The following is an 18,794-nucleotide window of genomic DNA, read 5'->3' as shown; positions in this document are numbered from 1 at the left end:
AAGGCGTGGCGTCGCGCGCCGTGGCGTCCGGCCCGCACCCATGCTAACCGCGCCCGGCCATGACGAGCCCCAAGACCCCCATCGACCGCATCCGAAACTTCTCCGTGGTCGCGCACATCGACCACGGCAAGTCGACCCTGTCAGACCGCCTGATCCAGGTGACCGGCGGCCTGACCGCGCGCGAGATGTCGGCGCAGGTCCTCGACAACATGGACATCGAGAAGGAGCGGGGGATCACGATCAAGGCGCAGACCGTGCGCCTGAACTACCGTGCCAAGGACGGGCTCGATTACGTGCTGAACCTGATGGACACGCCGGGGCACGTGGACTTCGCCTATGAGGTCAGCCGGTCGCTGGCGGCGTGCGAGGGCAGCCTGCTGGTCGTGGACGCGTCGCAGGGGGTGGAGGCCCAGACCCTGGCCAACGTCTATCAGGCGATCGAGAACGACCACGAGATCGTGCCGGTCCTGAACAAGATCGACCTGCCCGCAGCCGAGCCGGAGCGCGTGCGCGCCCAGATCGAGGAGGTCATCGGCATCGACGCTTCGGACGCCGTCATGTGCTCGGCCAAGTCCGGCCTCGGCATCGACGAGGTGCTGGAGGCCATCGTCACCCGCCTGCCGCCGCCCAAGGGCGACCCGACCGCGCCGCTGAAGGCCATGCTGGTCGACGCCTGGTACGACCCCTATCTGGGCGTGGTCCTGCTGGTTCGGGTGTTCGACGGCGTCCTGAAGGCCGGCCAGCGGGTCAAGTTCATGCAGAACGGCACGACCCATCTGGTCGACCGCGTCGGCGTCTTCCTGCCCAAGAACACGCCGGTCGACGCCCTGTCGGCGGGTGAGGTCGGCTTCATCACCGCCCAGATCAAGGAGGTCGCCCACGCCGCCGTCGGCGACACCATCACCGACGAGAAGAAGCCCACCGCCGAACCGCTGAAGGGGTTCAAGGAGGTGCAGTCGGTGGTGTTCTGCGGCCTGTTCCCCGTCGACGCCGCCGACTTCGAGGATCTGCGCGCCGCCATCGCCCGCCTGCGGCTGAACGACGCCAGCTTCACCTATGAGATGGAATCCAGCGCCGCGCTGGGCTTCGGCTTCCGCTGCGGCTTCCTGGGCCTGCTGCACCTGGAGATCATCCAGGAGCGCCTGTCCCGCGAGTTCAACCTGGACCTGATCGCGACCGCCCCGTCGGTCGTCTACAAGATCAAGCAGCGCGACGGCACGACGATCGATCTGCACAACCCGGCCGACCTGCCCGACGTGATGCAGATCCTCGAGATCCACGAGCCGTGGATCAAGGCCACCATCCTGACCCCCGACGAATACCTGGGCGGGGTCATCAAGCTGTGTCAGGACCGCCGCGGCGAGCAGAAGGAGCTCAGCTACGTCGGCACGCGCGCCATGGTGGTCTATGAGCTGCCGCTGAACGAGGTGGTGTTCGACTTCTACGACCGGCTGAAGTCCATCTCGAAGGGCTACGCCAGCTTCGACTACGAGCTGACCGACTACAAACAGGGCGACCTGGTGAAGATGTCGATCCTGGTCAACGCCGAGCCCGTCGACGCGCTCAGCATGCTGGTCCACCGCGCCCGGGCCGAGACGCGCGGCCGCGGCATGGTCGAGAAGATGAAGGAGCTGATCCCGCCGCACATGTTCCAGATCCCGATCCAGGCGGCCATCGGCGGCAAGATCATCGCGCGCGAGACGGTGCGCGCCCTGCGCAAGGACGTGACCAGCAAGTGCTACGGCGGCGACGCCACCCGGAAGAAGAAGCTTCTGGAGAAGCAGAAGGAAGGCAAGAAGCGCATGCGCCAGTTCGGCAAGGTCGAGATCCCGCAGGAAGCCTTCATCGCCGCGCTGAAGATGGACGGGGATTGAAGAGACCCGCTCGCCGTTCGCCGCAGAATCCAGGATCGCCCATGACCGCCGTCACCGACTTCACGCCCCTCAACGATCTCGAACGCCTGCTGGTCGCCGCGACCGGAGGAGGCGAGCGCGAGCGGAAGGCGTTTGAGTCGGCGGCGCTGGACCACGAGCTGTGGGCGGCCGTGCCGGCGGGCGCGGATCCGCAGGGCGATCCCCTGACCCTGGTGACCGGACGAGGTCAGGACGGGTCGGTGGCCACGGCCCTGTTCACGGCCCGGGAGAGGGCGATCGCGACCTTGCCGCAGGCGACGCCGGTGGCGTTCATGGGCGCCGATCTGTTGCAGTCGGTGCGGGGGCGCGACGCGGTTCTCAATCCCGGCCACGGCCATGGGGTGCGGTGGAGCTCGGCGGCGATCGGCGCCCTGCTGGGCGATCCGTCGCCGGCGGACGGGGTGCGGCGGCCGACGCATCTGGCGCGGCCCAGGACCACGCCCGAAGGCCTGGTCGAGGGCGTGACGCGGGTGCTGGGCGCGACGCCCCAGGTGAAGGGGGCCTGGCTGGCCCTGGCGCGCTGGGCCGGCGATCCCGACGCCGGCTTCCTGCTGGACGTGCGCATGGCGCCGGAGGACGCCGGCATCCTGCCCGGGCTGATGGACGAGGCGATGTCGGGGGTGATTCTGGACGCGCGCCTGGACGTGGTGACGCGCCTGCCCGGCGAGGCGGCCGGAGCGGGACTGGAACTGATCAGCCCCCGCGCGTGACGATGATCCCCACGGAGGTGGTCTCATGCCCCTCCAGCGCCAGCTTGAGGTGCGGCTCGGGCCGGTAAGGCGGCAGGTCCAGATGTCGGTCCAACGGGGCGTCTCCGGGCGTCAGGTCCAGCGGGGCGACGCGGTGGCCGGCGGCGGTCAGCCGATCGGCGAGCGCGTGCAAGTCGCGGGCGCGGAACAGCACCGTGCCTTGGTGGTCCACCGTGTCGTCGTCGGAGGTCAGGTTGAACTCGGTCGTGTGCACGGCGACGCCGCCGGGGCGCAGGGTCTCCAGAGAGGCCTCGATGAAGTCCAAGCCGGCGGCGATGGAGCCCAGATGCTCCAGGGCGCACGCCGACCAGCAGAAGTCGAAGCCGGTGAGGTCCGGCGGGATCGCCGTCATGTCGGCCGGCCGGAAAACCACGGATCGGAAGAGTGTTTCGGGCGGACACAGATGCGGACGCTGAAGCGCTTCCAGCCCGGCCGAGTGCTGGTCGCTCCGGGTCCAGCCGGCCTGCTCGGCCGCCGCGACGTCCTGATCGCTGGCCGTGACGCGGCAGCCGCGGGCGGCGAACCAGGCGGGCAGGGGCTCCTGCCCCACGCCGAAGCCCAGACCGCGCGCGCCCAGCCGCAACAGGCCGCGCTCGTGCAAGGCCTGGGCGATGAAGGCGAACTCCCACAGCTTGCGGTGATAGCGCAGGCGTTCGCCCAGACTCTCGGCCCACCAGGCGAACCAGCCGGTCTCGAAATCCGCCTGGCGGCAGAGGGGCGAGCGGTCGAAGACGCGCGCCCCGGGCCAGGAATCGGGTGGCGGCACGGGCTTGCCGCGCCATAGCTCCTCGGCCGGAAGGGCGTCGGTCACAGGCCGTCCAGCAAAGGCAGGACGGCCTCCTTCGGCCGGGCCAGCACGGCCCCGGCGGGCGTGACGACGATGGGCCGGTTCACCAGGACGGGATCGGCGACCATGGCGTCGATCAGGACGTCGTCGGAAACCGAGGGATCGGTCAGGCCGTCCGCTTCGGCCCGCGTGCCCATGACGCGCAGGACGTCGCGCGGGCGGGCCCCCATGCGGACGAGAAGGTCGGTCAGCTGGAGCCGGGTCCAGCCGGTCTTCAGATACTCGACCACCTCGGGCTCATGCCCGGCGTCGCGGATGAGCTGGATCACGTTGCGGGAGGTGCCGCAGTTCGGATTGTGGAAGACGGTGACGGTCATGGCCGCAGGATGCGGCGGGGCAGCCCGAGCGGCAAGCCGGTCACGACGCGTTTCCGGCGGCGCTTTTCGCACTTGCGAAGGTTGCGGTTCGGGGCAAGGGCGCGCATCTGGCCCGGATGAGCGCCGCGCCCTCCGTGATCGATCCGACGAAGACCTCCGGGCCCGGTTTCGCGGAGTTCGTTTGCCTGATCGCCCTGATGATGGCGCTGAACGCGCTGGCGATCGACGCCATGCTTCCCGCCCTGCCGGCGATCGGCGAGGCGCTGGGCGTGGCGCGTGACAACGACCGTCAGTGGGTGGTGACGGCCTATGTGCTGGGCTTCGGCGTGGCCCAGCTGGCCTATGGACCGCTGGCGGACCGGTACGGGCGCAAGCCTGTGCTGATGGGGGCGCTGGCGGTCTACGTGACGTTCAGCGCCGTGGCGGCCTTCGCCCCGACCTATGAGACGCTCATCGCCGCGCGGGTGGCGACCGGCGTGGGGGCGGCGGCGACGCGGGTGCTGGCCGTGTCGATCGTGCGCGACCGTTATGTCGGGCGCACCATGGCTCGGGTGATGTCCCTGAGCTTCCTCGTCTTCCTGGGCGTGCCGATCCTGGCGCCGACCGTCGGACAGGCCGTGCTGTCGATCGTGCCGGAGGCCTGGCAGCCGTGGCGCTGGATCTTCGGCGTGCTGGCGGCGGGCGGCGGGGCTTATCTGATCTGGGCGGCGATCCGCCTGCCGGAGACGCAGGATCCGGCGAACCGTGTGCCGATCCGCGTCGACCGGATCGCCGCGGCCTTCGGCGAGGCGCTGAGGAGCCGACAGGGCATGGGCTACACCCTGGCGATGACCGCGATCACCGGAGCCCTGTTCGGCTTCATCGGGTCGGCCCAGCAAGTCTTCTTCGACGTGTTCGACGCGGCGGGTGTGTTCGCCCTGGCGTTCGGGATCATGGCATCGGGGATCGCTCTGGCGTCGATCCTGAACGCGCGGCTGGTGGAGCGGCACGGATCGCGGCTGCTGTCGCACGGCGCCCTGATCGGCTTCATCGTCATGGGCGCCGTCCACGCGGCGGTGACGCTTGCGGGGCTGGAGTCGATCTGGACCTTCGGCGTGCTGCAGACGCTGACCATGTTCTTCTTCGGCTTCATCGCCGGAAACTTCGGGGCCATGGCGATGGAGCCGATGGGCAGGATCGCCGGCACGGCGTCGGCGTTGCAGGGCTTCATCTCGTCGACGTTCGGCGCCCTGCTGGGCTTCGGCATCAGCCAGGCGTTCGACGGGACGGCGCGGCCGTTCGCGGTCGGGTTGACGGTCATGGGTCTGCTGGCGCTGGCCTGCGTGCTGTGGGCCGAGGGCGGGCGGCTGTTCACGGCGCGCAACGCGGCGGCCGTCCCGACGCAGGGTTGACCTGAGCGGCCGGGCGGGGCGTGATCCGCGCCCCGATGTTTCCGGAGCTTGCCCCATGTCCGTCCGATCCCTGCTGCTCGCCGGCGCCTGCGCCGTCGCCGTGTCCGGCTGCGCCCAGATGGGCGGCATGAATTCGGGAGGCGGCATGGAACCCGACCTGTTCATTCCTCCGGCGCGTGAGCCGGACCCCGTCGCGCCGCCGCGTGCCACCCGTCCCATCCAATGGGTGCGCGACGTGCATTCCTATGCGCGGCCGGAGATCGCGCGCGTGACGCACGTCGATCTGAATCTGACCACCGATTTCGCGGCCAGGTCCCTGTCGGGCACGGCGACGTTGGACGTTCAGGGGCGGGCGGGCGCGACCGAGCTGATCCTGGACGTGCGCGATCTGGACGTGCGGGCGGTGCGCGACGCGAGCGGGGCGGCGCTGCCGTTCACCGTCGGCGCGGCGAAGGAGTTTCTGGGCAGCCCGCTGACCATCACCCTGCCGGCGCTGCGCGAGGGCGAGACGCGCAAGGTGGTGATCGACTACGCCACCCGGCCGGAAGCGGCGGCCCTGCAATGGCTGACGCCAGCCCAGACCGCGGGTGGTCAGAAGCCCTATCTGTTCAGCCAGGGCCAGGCGATCCTGACGCGCACCTGGGTGCCGACCCAGGACAGCCCGGGCATCCGCCAGACCTATGCCGCGCGCATCGTCGTGCCGTCTGAGTTGAAGGCGGTGATGAGCGCCGAGAGCCTGACGCCGAACGGCGAACCGGCGGGCGAGCGGCGGACGGCCTATCGTTTCGCCATGACCAATCCGGTGCCGCCGTATCTGATCGCGCTCGGCGTCGGCGACGTGGCCTTCGCCGACATCGACGAACGGACCGGCGTCTGGACGGAGCCGTCGAAACTGCACGCGGCGCACGACGAACTCATGCCGACCGCCGAGATGGTGGACGTGGCCGAGGCGCTGTACGGCCCCTATCGCTGGGGTCGGTACGACATTCTGGTGCTGCCGCCGTCCTTCCCGTTCGGCGGGATGGAGAACCCGCGGCTGACCTTCGCCACGCCGACCATCATCGCCGGCGACCAGTCGCTGGTGTCGCTGGTGGCGCATGAATTGGCGCACAGCTGGTCGGGCAATCTGGTGACCAACGCCACCTGGGACGACTTCTGGCTGAACGAGGGCTTCACCGTCTATTTCGAGAACCGGATCATGGAGGCCGTCTACGGCCGCGACCGGGCCATGATGGAGCAGGTGCTGGGCTGGCAGAGCCTGCAGGACACGATCGCCGATCTGCCGACGGCCGACACGCGGCTGAAGCTGGATCTGGAGGGCCGCGACCCGGACGAGGGTCTGACCGACGTCGCCTATGAGAAGGGCGCCTTCTTCCTGCGCACCATCGAGCGCGTGGTCGGGCGCGAGCGGTTCGACGCCTGGCTGAAGGGCTATTTCGAGCGCAACGCCTTCGTGCCGATGACGACGGAGTTGTTCCTGGAGGACATCCGCACCCACCTGATCCGAGGCGATCAGGCGCTGGAGGCCCAGCTGATGATGGACGCCTGGATCTATCAACCGGGCCTGCCGTCCAACGCCATGGCCCCGACGTCGGACGCCTTCGTGCCGGTGGATGCGGCGGCCCGGGCGACCTTCGTCGACGGCGCGCCGCCGCCGCGGGCCCTGTGGGAAGGCTGGAACACCCAGCAGCGTCAGCGCTTCCTGGCCTGGCGGCCGGAGGAGCTTCAGCCCGGCGCCGACTGGCTGAACCGCGATCGGCTGGCGGCGCTGGACCAGGCGCTGGACCTGGCCGACGAAGGCAATGCCGAGGTGCGCTTCGCCTGGCTGCAGATCGGGCTGGCGCACCGGTACGAGCCGGCGGCGGTCAGCGCGGAACAGTTCCTGCTGTCGATGGGCCGGCGCAAGTTCGTGCTGCCGCTGTTCACGACGATGTGGGGCGAAGGCGACTGGGGCCGCGGCTGGGCGACGCGCATCTACACCAAGGCCCGGCCGCTGTATCACCCGATCACGACCGGCAGCGTGGACGCGGTGGTGGGGCGTCCGGGGAGCTGAATCCTCTCCCTCCCCCTTGTGGGGATGTTGGCGCGCAGCGACGACAGGGTGTGGAGGTCCGAAAATGTCCCACCCTGGCGGCTGCGCCACCTGTCCCTCCCCACAAGGGGGAGGGAGAACCTCAGCCCTCCCCCGCCATCGCCTCCGCCGCACTGGTCAGCTTGACCGTCCGCCCGCGGGGGTCGTCGTTGACGAAGACGGCCGCGACCTTGGCCTCCTCGGCCCAGTCGAAGCCTTCGTAGCGGCCCATGACGATCAGGGCCGTCGACAGGGCGTCGGCGCGCACGGCGTTGGGATGCAGCACGGTGACCGACACGGTGTCGACGTCGACGGCGCGCCCCGAGCGGCCGTCGATCAGGTGCGACACCACGCGCGGCCCGTGGCGGAAGCCCTTGCGGAAGACCGTCGACGTCGCGACGGCCAGATCGGCGCAGGCGACGACCAGCGGCCGGGTCGCGGGTCCGGGGAGCGGCGGCAGGGTCACCGACCAGGGTCGGCCGTCGGGGCGGACGCCGCGGCCCTTCACGTCGCCGTCGAAGTCGATCAGGTGCGAGGTCGCGCCCATGCCGGTCAGGCGCCGCGACATCCGCTCCAGCGCCAGTCCCTTGGCCATGCCCGAAAGGTCCAGCTTCATGCCGCCGGGCTGGACCGCCGCACGCGCCTCACGATTCAGGCGCAGCTTCATCCAGCCGCTGCGCGCCGTCGCCTGCTCGATCTCGGCCTCGTCGGGCGTGGGCGTCAGGACCGGGCGCCGCCCGCTGGGGCCGAAGCCCCACAGATCGATCAGGGCCCCCAGGGTGGGGTCGAAGGCGCCGGAGGTGTCGTCGCCGAGGTCCAGCGCGGCGATAAGCGGCTCCCACAGCTCGTTCGACAGCTCCCAGGTTCCGGCGGGCGCGGCGTTGAAGCGCGAGATTTCGCTGGCCTCGGACCAGCGGCTGAAGACGGCCTCCATCTTCGCCAGTTCGTCGCGACAGGCGTCGAGCAGTTCCGGCGCCGGAACGCCCGGCGGCACGACGACCTGGGCGCGCCACGCGGCGCCGAAGGCCGCGTCGGCCAGATCGTAGACCGGCCCGGCGGGGGCCGGGGCCGGGGGGGGTGAAACGCGCGGGATCAGGACGAGCGGTGCGGGGTCGGTCATGTGCACGCCATAGCGTCTCCCTCCCCGTCAGGGGAGGGTAGTCGCGCAGCGACCGGTTGGAAGGGCTGCGGTGGCCCGGAATTCGGACCCGAGCGTGTTGCGCCGCGTCCCTCCCACCCGACCCCGCCAGCGGCTCGGCCACCCTCCCTTGACGGGCAGGGAGACGCCAAGTCTCACCACCGCCTCGACACCCCGACCCACAGCGTGCGCGGCGGGCCATAGGAGGCGACGCCGGTTCCGGTTTCGGCCGTCTCAAGGTCGGCGTCGGTCAGGTTCAGGGCCTCGATCCAGAGGGTGGTCGGGCCGAAGGCGCGTTCGACGCGGGCGTCCAGCGTCAGAGCCGGATCGAGAGCGCGCGAATTCAGGTCGTCGTCGAAGCGGCGGCTCTCCCAGCGGGCGTCGGCGGACAGGGTCCAGCCGGCCGCGAAGACCCAGTCGGCTCCCGCCGTCGCGGACCAGATCGGGGCCTGGGCCGGGCGCAATCCGGTCAGCTGGGGCGCCGCCGCGCCGCCGTCCAGCCTGGCGTCGGTGGCGGAGACGGCGGCGCGCAGGGTCAGGCCGTCGGTCGGCCGCCACGCCGCGTCGAGCTCCAGCCCCATGGCGTCGATGCTCCCCGCGTTCTGCCGCCGGCGCAGGACGCCGCCCGCCGGGATGAAGCCGGCGACCGGAAAAGTGCCGGGACCGGCGCCGACGGTCACGTTGACGATCGCGTCCTCGACGCGGACGGCGAAGGCGGTGGCGCGCAGGTCCAGCCGCGCCGTCTCGCGCGCGAGCCCGATCTCGGCGCCGGACAGGCGCTCCGGTTCCAGCGCGGCGTTGGCCTCGGTGACGTCGGCGCCGACGCGGAACGGCCGGTGAAGCTCGTTCAGCGTGGCGGGCCGGAAGGCGGTGTAGGCGGCGGCGCGGACGGACCAGTCGGGCGTGAGCGCGCGGCGCAGACCGAGTCGGGCTGACACCACCTCGCCGGACCGATCGGGAGAGGGGCTGTCGAGCGTCGGCGCGCCGGTCTGGGCGTCGGCCTCTCGCCGGAAGCCGCCGGTCGCCTCCCATCGGTCGAGCCGCAGGCCGCCCGCGACCAGCCAGGGGCCGCCGGTCCACGACCCTTCCGCATAGGCGCCGACGACCGAAGTCTCGCCCCCCGCCTGACGCGTCCGGGTGAACTGGCCGCCCATGAAGCGGAAGCGCTCGTTGGTCTCCCCCTCGGCGATGCGGGCGTCGAGGCCCAGCTCGCCTTCAAGCCCGCCGCGCCGGCCGCGCCAGGCGGCGTTGAGGCCCCAAGCCTCGGCCGGGGTGGCGAACTGGTCGTTGGCGGGCGTGGTCATGGACCGGTCGGCGGCAACCGCGACGGAGGAATTCTGGAGATCGGACGTGCCGCGCCAGAACTGCACGCGCCAGCCGGGAGCCTGGTCCGTCGGCGCGCGGGCGGCGGTCAGGGACAGGGCCGTGCCCTCGACGGTGGCACGGGCGCCGTCGAGGCCGGAGCCGCGGTCCTCGCGGTAGGCCGAGGCGCGGGCGGAGATGAGGACCGGGCCGGCGGGCAGGTCGAGGCGCAGCGAGCCGGACAGGGCGTCGAGATCAAGCGGGCGATCGGCGGCCCCGCGATCGGGCGCGCGGACGGGCACGTGACCCTCGGTGCTCTCATGCCCCGCCGTGGCGACCCAGCGCAGGGGACCGAGGTCGCCCGTGCCGGACGCGGCGACGCGCGCCGATCCCCGCTGGCCGACCGCGGCCGTGATCGCGCCGCCGTCGTCGCGCTCGCGCAGGACCACCGCGCCGGTCAGGGCCCCCGCGCCATAGGGCCCCGTGCCGCCGGCGCGCACCACGTCGAGACCGGACAGGCCCTCCACCGGCTGGCGGCTCCAGATCACCCAGCCCCCGAAAGGGTCGTTCAGCGGCACGCCGTCCAGGGTGACCAGCGCGCGGCCGGCGCCGGTGGGGGCTACGGCGCGCAGGGACAGGCCCTGGGTCGTCGGATTGGCGGTCAGGCTGGTGGTGCGTCGGAACAGGCCGACGGCGGGAACCGTGCCCAGGGCCTCGTCCAGCCGGGCCTCGCCGTCCAGCGTCTCCGGTCCGATCCGGGTGACGGAAAAGGCCGCGTCGCCGGCGGCGGGCGGCAGGCGCGGCGCGGTGACCACGACCTCGTCGACGACGGTGACCGGCGGATCCTGAAACATCAGGCGAGGCGGGCCAGCAGGTCTTGGGCGAACTCGGTCAGGGTGTCGTCGCGCGCGCCCATGACGACGATGCGGTCGCCCGGTCGCGCGAGGCCCAGCAGGCGGTCGGCGGCGGCCTCACGCGAGGCGACGACCTCGGCCGTGCGGCCGGAAGAGGACAGGGGCCCGATCACGACTTCCGAACCCACGCTGCGGTCCGTGGTTCCGCCGTAGTAGACGGGCTGCGGCATCATGACGACGTCGTCGGGGGCCAGGCCCTGATGGAAGGTTGCGGCCAGTTCCGCGCCCATCAGCTTCAGCGGGCCGTGGCCGTGCGGCTGGAAGAAGACCAGCAGGCGGCCGGGGAAGTCGCGCAGGGTCTTCAGCGTGGCGGCGATCTTGTCCGGGTTGTGGGCGAAGTCGTCGATCACGGTGACGCCGCCCGCCGTGCCGACGACCTCGAGCCGGCGCCGGATGCCCGCGAATCGCGACAAGGCCTGAGCCGCCTCGGCCGGTTCGACGCCCAGCGCCATCGCGGCGCCGATCGCCGCCAGTGCGTTGGCGACGTTGTGCGCGCCGGGGGTCTTGAGCGCGACGTAGACGGGGATCTGACCGCGCGGGGTCAGGCGGAAGGCGATGCCGTCGGGGCGCGGCGTCACCTGGTCGGCGAACAGGGCGGCGGACGGATCGGTCAGGGAGAAGGTGATCGCGTCGGGAAACTCCGCCGCCAGCGCCGCGGTGCCGGGGTTGTCGAGGTTGACCAAAAGGCGTCCGGCTCGGCGCGCGAAGCCGCCGAACAGGTCGCGCAGCTCCTCCAGCGACTTGTGATCCAGGGCCACGTTGTTCACCACCGCGACGGTGGCGTCATAGCGGGCGATGGAGCCGTCGCTCTCGTCCACCTCGGCGACGAACAGGTCGGGCGAGCCGACGCGGGCGCTGGCGAAGGGGTTGGACGGGTCTGACACGTCCTTCATCACCGCGCCGTTCATGACCGTGGGGTCGCGCCCGGCGTCTGCGAGGATGCGGGCGATCATGCCGGTGACGGTCGACTTGCCCGAGGTGCCGGCGACGCCGACCGACGTCTTCGCCGCATTGAACAGGCGCGACAGCAGTTCGGGCCGGGTCAGCAGGGTGGCGCCGACGCGTCGGGCGGCCGCGACGTCGGGCACGGTGTCCTCGATGGCGCCGGAGGCCACGACGATCTGGTCCGCAGACGTCACGCCCGAGCCGTCCTGCGGCCACAGGGTGAAGCCCTTCGATTCCAGCCATGCGAACTTCTCCGGGGTGCGGCCCTGATCGCGGCTGCGGTCGGAGCCTTCGACGCACGCGCCTGAGGCGGCGACGATCAGCGCCAGCGGCAGCATGCCGGACCCGCCGATGCCGCAGAAGAAGTAGGAGGCCTGATTCATGCTTGATCCGGAGGGGCGAAACCGGGGAGGGTCGGGTGTGACTAGCACGGGCTCGGGCGCGCACCACAGATGAAGATCGGCATCGTCAACGCCAGCTCGCGCTTCGACCCGGATCGGGCGATCGCTATCCAGCAGTGGTTCGCCGAGCACCTGCCGGACCGCTCGGTGCAGGTCGTGTTCCATCCGGCCACATTCGGCAAGCATGGCCACTTCGGCGGCGACGACCGGTCGCGGGCCGAGGCCTTCGTGGAGTTCGCCAACGATCCGCGCATGGACGCCGTCTGGTTCGCGCGCGGCGGCTACGGCGCCTGCCGCATCGCGGAAGCCGTGCTGCCTCGTCTGGGTCCGGCGGCGCGGAAGAAGCGGTACCTGGGATACTCCGACGCCGGCAGTCTGCTGGCGCTGCTGTACAAGCACGGAATCGGCGAGGTCGCGCACGGGCCGATGGCGTCGGATGCGGTGCGCAACGACCCGACCGCGATCCGGGCGCTGAACTGGCTGAAGTCGGGCGACGCCGAGGGCTGGGAGCCCAGCCTGCACGAGGATGCGCGGCCGGCGGTGGCCTTCAACCTGTCGATCCTCGACGCCCTGGTCGGCACGGCGCTGGAGCCGGATCTGACCGGCCACGTGCTGATGCTGGAGGACGTGTCGGAGCCTATGTACCGGATCGACCGGATGATGTTCCACGTCACGGGTCAGGACAGCATCCGCAAGGTGGCCGGCATCCGCATGGGGCGGGTCTCGAACGTGGTCGAGAACGACCCGGACTTCGGCCTGACGGCCGACGAGATCGCCCGCTATTGGTGCGAACGGTCGGGCATCCCCTACCTCGGCACGGCCGACATCGGCCACGACCGGGGCAACAAGATCGTGCCGTTCGGGCCGCGCGGGTGAGGCGCAACTTCCACCAGATCGCCTATGAGGCGCTGGAGGTCTGCAACGCGCTGGAGCCCGAGACGCTGGCCGCTTGCGTGGCGCGGACGGGGCTGACGCCCGGCGCCCGCGCGCTTGAGATCGGCGCAGGCAACGGGACCGTCAGCGTGATCCTGGCTCGGGATTTCGGTTTGCGGGTCGAGGCGGTCGAGCTGGACTGGGGCATGACGACCCTGGCCCAGGCGCGGATCGCGGCGGCGGGCGTGGCCGACCGGGTCATTCTGCACCGGCTGAGGTCCGAGGTGCTGCTGGCGGATATGGACGGACTGGACCTGATCACCGCGATCGGGGTCACGGATCCGGTCGGGGAGGGGGTGCGGGCGCCGCGCGCCATGTTGGAAGGCTTGAGGCCGCACCTGCGCGACGGCGGCTTCCTGATCTGGGGCGACCTGTTCTGGGCCGCCGAGCCGCCCGAGCCCCTGCGCCAGCTGATGGAGATGACCAATCTGCACGACACCCATGACGGCTGGCAGGCGGCGGCGCGGGCCGCGGGCTATGAGGTGGTGTCCGCCGAGGTCTCGTCAGAAGCGACGTGGAACCGCTATCTGGCGACCATGGACGGCGCGGCCCGCGCCTGGCTGGACGCCAATCCCGAGGCGCCCGAGCACAAGATCGTGCGGGCCTCGGCCGACCGGGTGAAGGCCATGTTCGACTTCGGCCGGCCCTATGTGGGGTTCGGGCTGTATCTGTTCCGCAAGATCACCTGAACGGCGGCTCGTCGAAGGCGCGGAGCTTGCGGCTATGGACCCGCTGGCCCTCCTGACGCAGCAGGTCGACGGCGTGGATGCCGATCTGCAGGTGCTCGGAGATGGAGCCTTCGTAGAAGCGGTTGGCCTGACCCGGCAGCTTGATCTCGCCGTGCAGCGGCTTGTCCGAGACGCACAGCAGCGTCCCGTAGGGCACGCGGAAGCGATAGCCCTGCGCCGCGATGGTGGCGCTCTCCATGTCGATGGCGACGGCGCGGCTCTGGTTGAAGCGCAGCGCCGACTTCGTGTAGCGCAGCTCCCAGTTCCGGTCGTCGGTGGTGACCACGGTGCCGGTCCGCAGGCGGCGCTTCACGTCCTCGCCCGGCATGCCGGAAACGGCCTTGGCGGCGTCGTAGAGGGCGCGCTGGATCTCGGCGATGTTCGGGATCGGAATGTCCGGCGGCAGCACGGCGTCCAGCACATGGTCGTCGCGCAGATAGGCGTGGGCCAGCACATAGTCGCCGATCGTCTGGCTGGGACGCAGCCCGCCGCAGTGGCCGATCATCATCCAGACGTGGGGGCGCGTGACCGCCAGGTGGTCGCAGATCGTCTTGGCGTTGGACGGCCCCACGCCGATGTTCACCAGGGTGACGCCCTCATGCCCCGGCGCGGTCAGGTGATAGGCCGGCATCTGGTGCTTCTTCCAGGCCGCGTCCATGACCGCGGCCTCGGGATCGGCGGTGTTGCGGTCCACGACGACGCCGCCGGAGCAGACCAAGCTCTCATACGGGCTGTCCGGGTCGCGTAGCTGGGCCACGGCCCAACGCACGAACTCGTCGACGTAGCGGTTGTAGTTGGTGAACAGGATCCAGCTCTGCACCGCCTCCACCGGCGTGCCGGTGTAGTGCTTCAACCGCGCCAGGGAAAAGTCGGTGCGCAGGCCGTCGAACTGGGCCAGCGGAAAGTCCTCGCCGGGATCGAACAGGCCGTCGGAGATCTCGTCGCCGATGTGGGCCAGGTCGGTGGTCGGGAACCAGCGGGCGATGGCGGCCGTCTGGGTGCGGTCCAGCACCACGTCGGAGCCGTCCAGCACATAGGGGAAGGGGATCTCCTGATCCGACGGTTCGACCTCGAAGGTGGCGCCGTAGTCGCGGGCCAGCAGGTTCAGTTGCTCGGTCAGATAGGGCCGGAAGAGGTCCGGCCGCGTGACGGTGGTGGAATAGACGCCCGGGCGCGACATGCGGCCATAGGCGCGGGCCTCCAGATTGGCGGGCCGCTCGCCGAACCAGGTCACCTTCAGGCGGGGGTAGGCGAACAGGCCGTTCGCGCGGGCCTGAGGGTCGGCGCGTTCGCCGGTGTCGAGGAAGGTCTTCACCGCCGCGCGGAGGTTGGAGACCGATTGCGTGTAGAGGGTTTCGAGGCGGTCCAGCGCCGCCTGTGCGTTCATCTGTTCTGTCATGGCCTCCCTTAACGGAGGAACGTGACGAAGGCGAGATGGTCACCGGTCCCTCTCCCGGCGGGAGAGGGCTTGAGGCTCGGTGAGCCTGCGAGCCGCCAGCCGAAAGGGTGAGGGGCTACCCTCAACCAGCGGACCCTCACCCTTTCGCGCAAGACCGATCGCTGCGCTCTCGGGCGCTCAAGCCCTCTCCCATCGGGAGAGGGACTTAAGCCAGCGTCCTTCTGAAAAACCCCGCGACGTCGTCCAGCACCGGCGCCTTCTTGCGGAACAGGGGGGAGAAGGTCGCGATCAGGTCGGCGTGGTCGAGGTCGGCGTAGAGCTTCGCCTCGACCGGCGCGCCCAGTGCCCGCAGCCGGTCGCGCAGGATCTCGGTGTCCTCGGCGTGGACCACCACGTCGGCCGTGCCATGGCCCAGCCAGATCGGCGGGGCGTCGGCGCGGGCGAAGGTGACGGGCTGGGTCAGCGTCGGGTCCGGCGCGCGGCCGAAGGCGTTGATCGAGGCCGGGACGTTGAAGGGCAGGAACTCATAAGGGCCGGCCAGCCCCGCCGCCGCACGGATCAGATCCGGCCGATCGACGGCGGCCATGTAGCGCCGGTCCAACGTGATCATCATCGCCAGATGGGCCCCGGCGGAGTGGCCGAGCACGCCCAGCCGGTCGGGATCGCCGCCGTGATCGCGCGCGACCTGGGCCACGCGAACCGTCGCCGCCGCCGCGTCCTCGATGAAGGCGGGGAACCGGACCTGGGGCACGACGCGATAGTCGGGCAGGGCGACCAGGAAGCCCTGGGCCGCCAGCGCTTGGGCGGCCCAGCCGTACTCGGCTCGTGATCCGGAGTCCCAGCCGCCGCCGTATAAGAAGACCAGGGTCGCCAGGGCGTCGTTCCCGTTCGTCGGAGCGTAGAGGTCGAATCTCTGCCGCGGATCGTCGCCGTAGGGCAGGTCGCGCGCGACCCGCCGGGCGTTGCGGTCGCGCGGGCCGAGCGCGTTCAGCGCCGCCAGCGGCGAGCAGGCGGCGGCCAGGGAGGCGAGGGCGGAGGCGATCACGGCGCGACGGGTCATGGTGGGCAGATACGGGACCACCAACGGCCCGGCGGCGCCTTCCGATGCGTGAAATTTCCGCGTCATATGAGTCGATTGCGGATTAGTTGTCGTAAAAGCTTTACATCGAGCGAAATCGGCGCATCATTCGCTCCGGGTTCTGACTTTTTAATCGCTTTGGAGGCGCATCTATGTTTCGGAAATTCACTTCGTCCCTTGTCCTGGCGGCGGCCGTCGCGGCCGGCGCGGCGCCCGCGCTCGCGACCCCGTCCGACCCCGTGACCAAGGCCGTCATGGTCTGCGGTCAGGACGCGGCGACGGCGCGCAGCTATGAGCGGACCTATGGCGAGCGGCCCGTCTTCATGACGGCGCGCCAGGTGCTGGAGGCCGACGCCGGCTGGCAGGCCCCGCGCTGCATGAGCGAGCGCGAGTACGCCGAACTGGTGCGCGTCAACGAGGCCCGTGTCCGCGCGCGCTGATCCGATCGCGAACCGCATGAGGGGCTGAGTCGCCGACTCAGCCCCTTTTTCGTGCCCGGTCACTCGGCCTTCAGGTGCTGGTCCAGCCAGCCGAACACCGTCTGGTGCCACTGCAGGCTGTTGGCCGACTTCAGCACCCAGTGATTCTCGTCCGGGAAGACCAGCAGACGGCTCTCGATCCCGCGCCGTTGCAGGGCGTTGAAGGTGGCCAGCGACTGGGTGGTGGGCACGCGGAAGTCCAGGTCGCCCTGGATGACCAGCATCGGCGTCGACCAGTTCCGGACGTGATTGGCCGGGTTGAACTTCTGATAGTTCTCGGGGACGTCGTAGGGCGTGCCGCCGTTTTCCCACTCGGTGAACCACAGCTCCTCGGTGGCGTAGCCCATGCCGAAGGTGTCGAAGATGCCGTCGTGATTCACGAGGCATTTCCACGGCTCCTTCCAGTTGCCGGCGATCCAGTTGACCATGTAGCCGCCGTAGGAGGCGCCGAGCGCGCAGGCGCGGTCGCCGTCCAGGAAGTCGTAGGTCGACAGGGCGTGGGCCCAGCCCTTCTGCAGATCCTCCAGCGGGCGGTCGCCCCAGTGCTGGGAGATCGAGTCGGTGAAGGCCTGGCCGTAGCCGGTCGACCCGTGGAAATCGATCATGACGACCGCATAGCCCGCCCCGACGTAGGTCTGGGCGTTCCAGCGATAGGACCAGGCGTTGCCGAACGACCCCTGCGGCCCGCCGTGGATCAGGAACGCCACCGGCGCCTTTTCGCCTTCTGCCAGCCCGGCCGGCTTGATGACGTAGCCGTGGACGGTCTCGCCGTTCCAGCCGGGGAAGCTGAACTGCTCGGCCTCGCCGAAGGTCTCGTCGGCCAGCTGGGGGTTCACGCGGGTGATCCGGCGCGGCATCTCGCGCCCGCGATAGGTCTTGAACCAGAGCTCCGCCGGGGAATCGAGCGCGTCGCGCGAGAAGACGAAGCCGGTCGGCGTCAGGTCGAAGGCGCCGACGTGACCGGGGCCCGTCATGGGGACGACGTCGCCCGAGCGGACGTCCACGGCGAACAGCCGCGTCTGACCCACGTCGCCGGCGGTGACGTAGATCGTCCGGCCGTCCGGCGACCACTGCAGACCGTCCGCCGAGCGGTCCCAGTCGGCGGTCAGGGCGCGGGTTTCGCCCGTCGCCACGTCCATCAATTGCACCACCAGCCGGTCCGCCTCGAACCCCGGGCGGGCCATGGCGCGATAGGCCAAGGTCCTGCCGTCCGGCGAGAAGACCGGGCCGGCGTCCCAGGCGTCGTTGGCGTCGGTCAGGTTGGTGAAGTTACCCGAGCCGGACAGATCGGCGCGGAACAGGTCGAAATTGGTGCTCCATGGCTCGGTCTTGCCGGCCACGCGGGCGGAGAAGACGATTCCTTGACCGTCGGGCGTGAAGGTGAAGTCGTTCTCGTCGCCGAACGGCTTGGAGGGGGTGTCGCCGTCGAAGCCCTTGGTCACCCAGGCCGCCTCTCCGGCTCGGCCGTCGGCGCCGATCGGCGCGACGAACAGGTGGTTTTGCGTACCGTCGTTCCAGGCGTCCCAGTGGCGCACGAAGACGCGGTCGTGGACCACGCCGGTGGACTTCGAAGCCGCCTCCGCCTCGGTCCTCGCGACCGAGCAGGCCAGGTCGGCGCAGTCGGGGTGGACGGCCAGGGCAACGGCGATGCGGTCGCCCGCGGGGCTGAGGCGATAGGTCTGGACGTCCACCGGTAGGTCCGTGACCTGCGACGCGCTGGCGCCCTGATCGGCCGAGACCCAGACCTGGCTGGAGCCCGAACGGCCCGACAGGAAGTACAGCTTGCCGTCCGGCGCCCAGCGCGCGGTGTTGGCCCCGCCGTCGGAGATGGCCAGACGCCGCGCCTCGCCGTCGCCGGCCAGCGGCTGGAGATAGAGGCTGGAGACGCCGCGGTTGTTCGGCAGGTCGGTGGCGCGCACCGAATAGACGACACCGGCGCCGTCGGGCGAGACCTGCGGGTCCGACAGGCGGTTGACCAGGATCAGGTCGTCATAGGTGAAGCGGTCGATCTCCTGCGACGCGGCCGGGGCGGCGACGCCCAGGGCCAGCGCCGCCAGGGCGGTCGAGAACAGAAGCGCGCTGCGCATGGGCATCCTCCGAAGGCTTTCCCGAGCCGTAGCACGGGGCGCGCCGCCCGGTCAGCCCCGCCCTGATCGTCGCTTGCCCGGCCGCGCGGGAGCGGCGACAAC

Annotated in this window: 15 protein-coding genes; 7 read left to right on the top strand and 8 right to left on the bottom strand. The window is 70.7% G+C overall.

Translation table 11 applies throughout. From position 1 onward, the window contains the following. The first annotated feature begins 59 nt into the window (after positions 1 to 59). Positions 60 to 1,874 carry a translation elongation factor 4 gene (gene lepA / locus VGN45_RS01500; protein ID WP_327458559.1) on the top strand — a complete coding sequence of 605 codons (1,815 nt, stop codon included), beginning with the start codon at positions 60 to 62 and terminating at the stop codon, positions 1,872 to 1,874. 41 nt (positions 1,875 to 1,915) lie between these two features. Then, positions 1,916 to 2,623 carry an SseB family protein gene (locus VGN45_RS01495; protein WP_327458557.1) on the top strand — a complete coding sequence of 236 codons (708 nt, stop codon included), beginning with the start codon at positions 1,916 to 1,918 and terminating at the stop codon, positions 2,621 to 2,623. On the opposite strand, the gene VGN45_RS01490 is transcribed toward VGN45_RS01495, so the two are convergent. Together VGN45_RS01490 and arsC are read right to left on the bottom strand one after the other, a co-directional pair. Further along, positions 2,607 to 3,473 (bottom strand): class I SAM-dependent methyltransferase, encoded by an 867-nt coding sequence (locus VGN45_RS01490; protein WP_327458555.1) that lies wholly within the window; start codon positions 3,471 to 3,473, stop codon positions 2,607 to 2,609. The genes VGN45_RS01495 and VGN45_RS01490 overlap by 17 nt on opposite strands. Then, positions 3,470 to 3,826 (bottom strand): arsenate reductase (glutaredoxin), encoded by a 357-nt coding sequence (gene arsC, locus VGN45_RS01485; RefSeq protein WP_327458553.1) that lies wholly within the window; start codon positions 3,824 to 3,826, stop codon positions 3,470 to 3,472. The genes VGN45_RS01490 and arsC overlap by 4 nt, the downstream gene beginning before the upstream one ends. A gap of 116 nt (positions 3,827 to 3,942) precedes the next feature. Between arsC and VGN45_RS01480 the strand changes: the two genes are divergently transcribed. Beyond that, the gene (locus tag VGN45_RS01480; protein WP_327458551.1) at positions 3,943 to 5,217 is read left to right on the top strand and encodes a multidrug effflux MFS transporter; all 1,275 of its coding nucleotides are present in this window, start codon (positions 3,943 to 3,945) and stop codon (positions 5,215 to 5,217) included. Between the two features lie 55 nt (positions 5,218 to 5,272). Next, the gene (locus VGN45_RS01475) at positions 5,273 to 7,270 is read left to right on the top strand and encodes a M1 family metallopeptidase (RefSeq protein ID WP_327458549.1); all 1,998 of its coding nucleotides are present in this window, start codon (positions 5,273 to 5,275) and stop codon (positions 7,268 to 7,270) included. A 121-nt stretch (positions 7,271 to 7,391) separates the two neighbouring features. Here VGN45_RS01475 and VGN45_RS01470 read toward each other — a convergent pair whose 3' ends face one another. The 3 genes from VGN45_RS01470 to VGN45_RS01460 form a co-directional block, all read right to left on the bottom strand. After that, positions 7,392 to 8,408, bottom strand: a complete 1,017-nt coding sequence (locus tag VGN45_RS01470) for an FAD:protein FMN transferase (RefSeq protein WP_327458547.1) — start codon at positions 8,406 to 8,408, stop codon at positions 7,392 to 7,394. A gap of 173 nt (positions 8,409 to 8,581) precedes the next feature. Then, positions 8,582 to 10,582 (bottom strand): TonB-dependent receptor, encoded by a 2,001-nt coding sequence (locus tag VGN45_RS01465; RefSeq protein ID WP_327458545.1) that lies wholly within the window; start codon positions 10,580 to 10,582, stop codon positions 8,582 to 8,584. Continuing rightward, entirely contained in the window at positions 10,582 to 11,970 is a 1,389-nt protein-coding gene (locus VGN45_RS01460; protein WP_327458543.1) for a glutamate ligase domain-containing protein, read from the bottom strand. The genes VGN45_RS01465 and VGN45_RS01460 overlap by 1 nt, the downstream gene beginning before the upstream one ends. 69 nt (positions 11,971 to 12,039) lie before the next feature. Between VGN45_RS01460 and VGN45_RS01455 the strand changes: the two genes are divergently transcribed. Continuing rightward, the gene (locus VGN45_RS01455) at positions 12,040 to 12,864 is read left to right on the top strand and encodes an LD-carboxypeptidase (RefSeq protein ID WP_327458541.1); all 825 of its coding nucleotides are present in this window, start codon (positions 12,040 to 12,042) and stop codon (positions 12,862 to 12,864) included. Further along, positions 12,861 to 13,610, top strand: a complete 750-nt coding sequence (locus VGN45_RS01450; protein WP_327458539.1) for an SAM-dependent methyltransferase — start codon at positions 12,861 to 12,863, stop codon at positions 13,608 to 13,610. Before VGN45_RS01455 ends, VGN45_RS01450 begins: the two co-directional genes overlap by 4 nt. Here the strand turns inward: VGN45_RS01450 and VGN45_RS01445 are convergent. Further along, positions 13,603 to 15,048, bottom strand: a complete 1,446-nt coding sequence (locus VGN45_RS01445) for an AMP nucleosidase (protein ID WP_327458537.1) — start codon at positions 15,046 to 15,048, stop codon at positions 13,603 to 13,605. The two genes, VGN45_RS01450 and VGN45_RS01445, sit on opposite strands and share 8 nt — an antisense overlap. Positions 15,049 to 15,253: 205 nt before the next feature. Continuing rightward, entirely contained in the window at positions 15,254 to 16,108 is an 855-nt protein-coding gene (locus VGN45_RS01440) for an alpha/beta hydrolase (RefSeq protein ID WP_327458535.1), read from the bottom strand. A gap of 170 nt (positions 16,109 to 16,278) precedes the next feature. Here VGN45_RS01440 and VGN45_RS01435 point away from each other — a divergent pair, with 170 nt between their 5' ends. Continuing rightward, entirely contained in the window at positions 16,279 to 16,566 is a 288-nt protein-coding gene (locus tag VGN45_RS01435; protein WP_327458533.1) for a hypothetical protein, read from the top strand. 59 nt (positions 16,567 to 16,625) lie between these two features. On the opposite strand, the gene VGN45_RS01430 is transcribed toward VGN45_RS01435, so the two are convergent. Next, positions 16,626 to 18,692 carry a S9 family peptidase gene (locus VGN45_RS01430; protein WP_327458531.1) on the bottom strand — a complete coding sequence of 689 codons (2,067 nt, stop codon included), beginning with the start codon at positions 18,690 to 18,692 and terminating at the stop codon, positions 16,626 to 16,628. Positions 18,693 to 18,794 lie beyond the last annotated feature (102 nt).

The organism is Brevundimonas sp., assembly GCF_035999125.1.
GTDB lineage: Bacteria > Pseudomonadota > Alphaproteobacteria > Caulobacterales > Caulobacteraceae > Brevundimonas.
The sequence above is the reverse complement of the archived record's forward strand: the minus strand, read 5'-3'. Positions and strand labels throughout refer to the sequence as shown.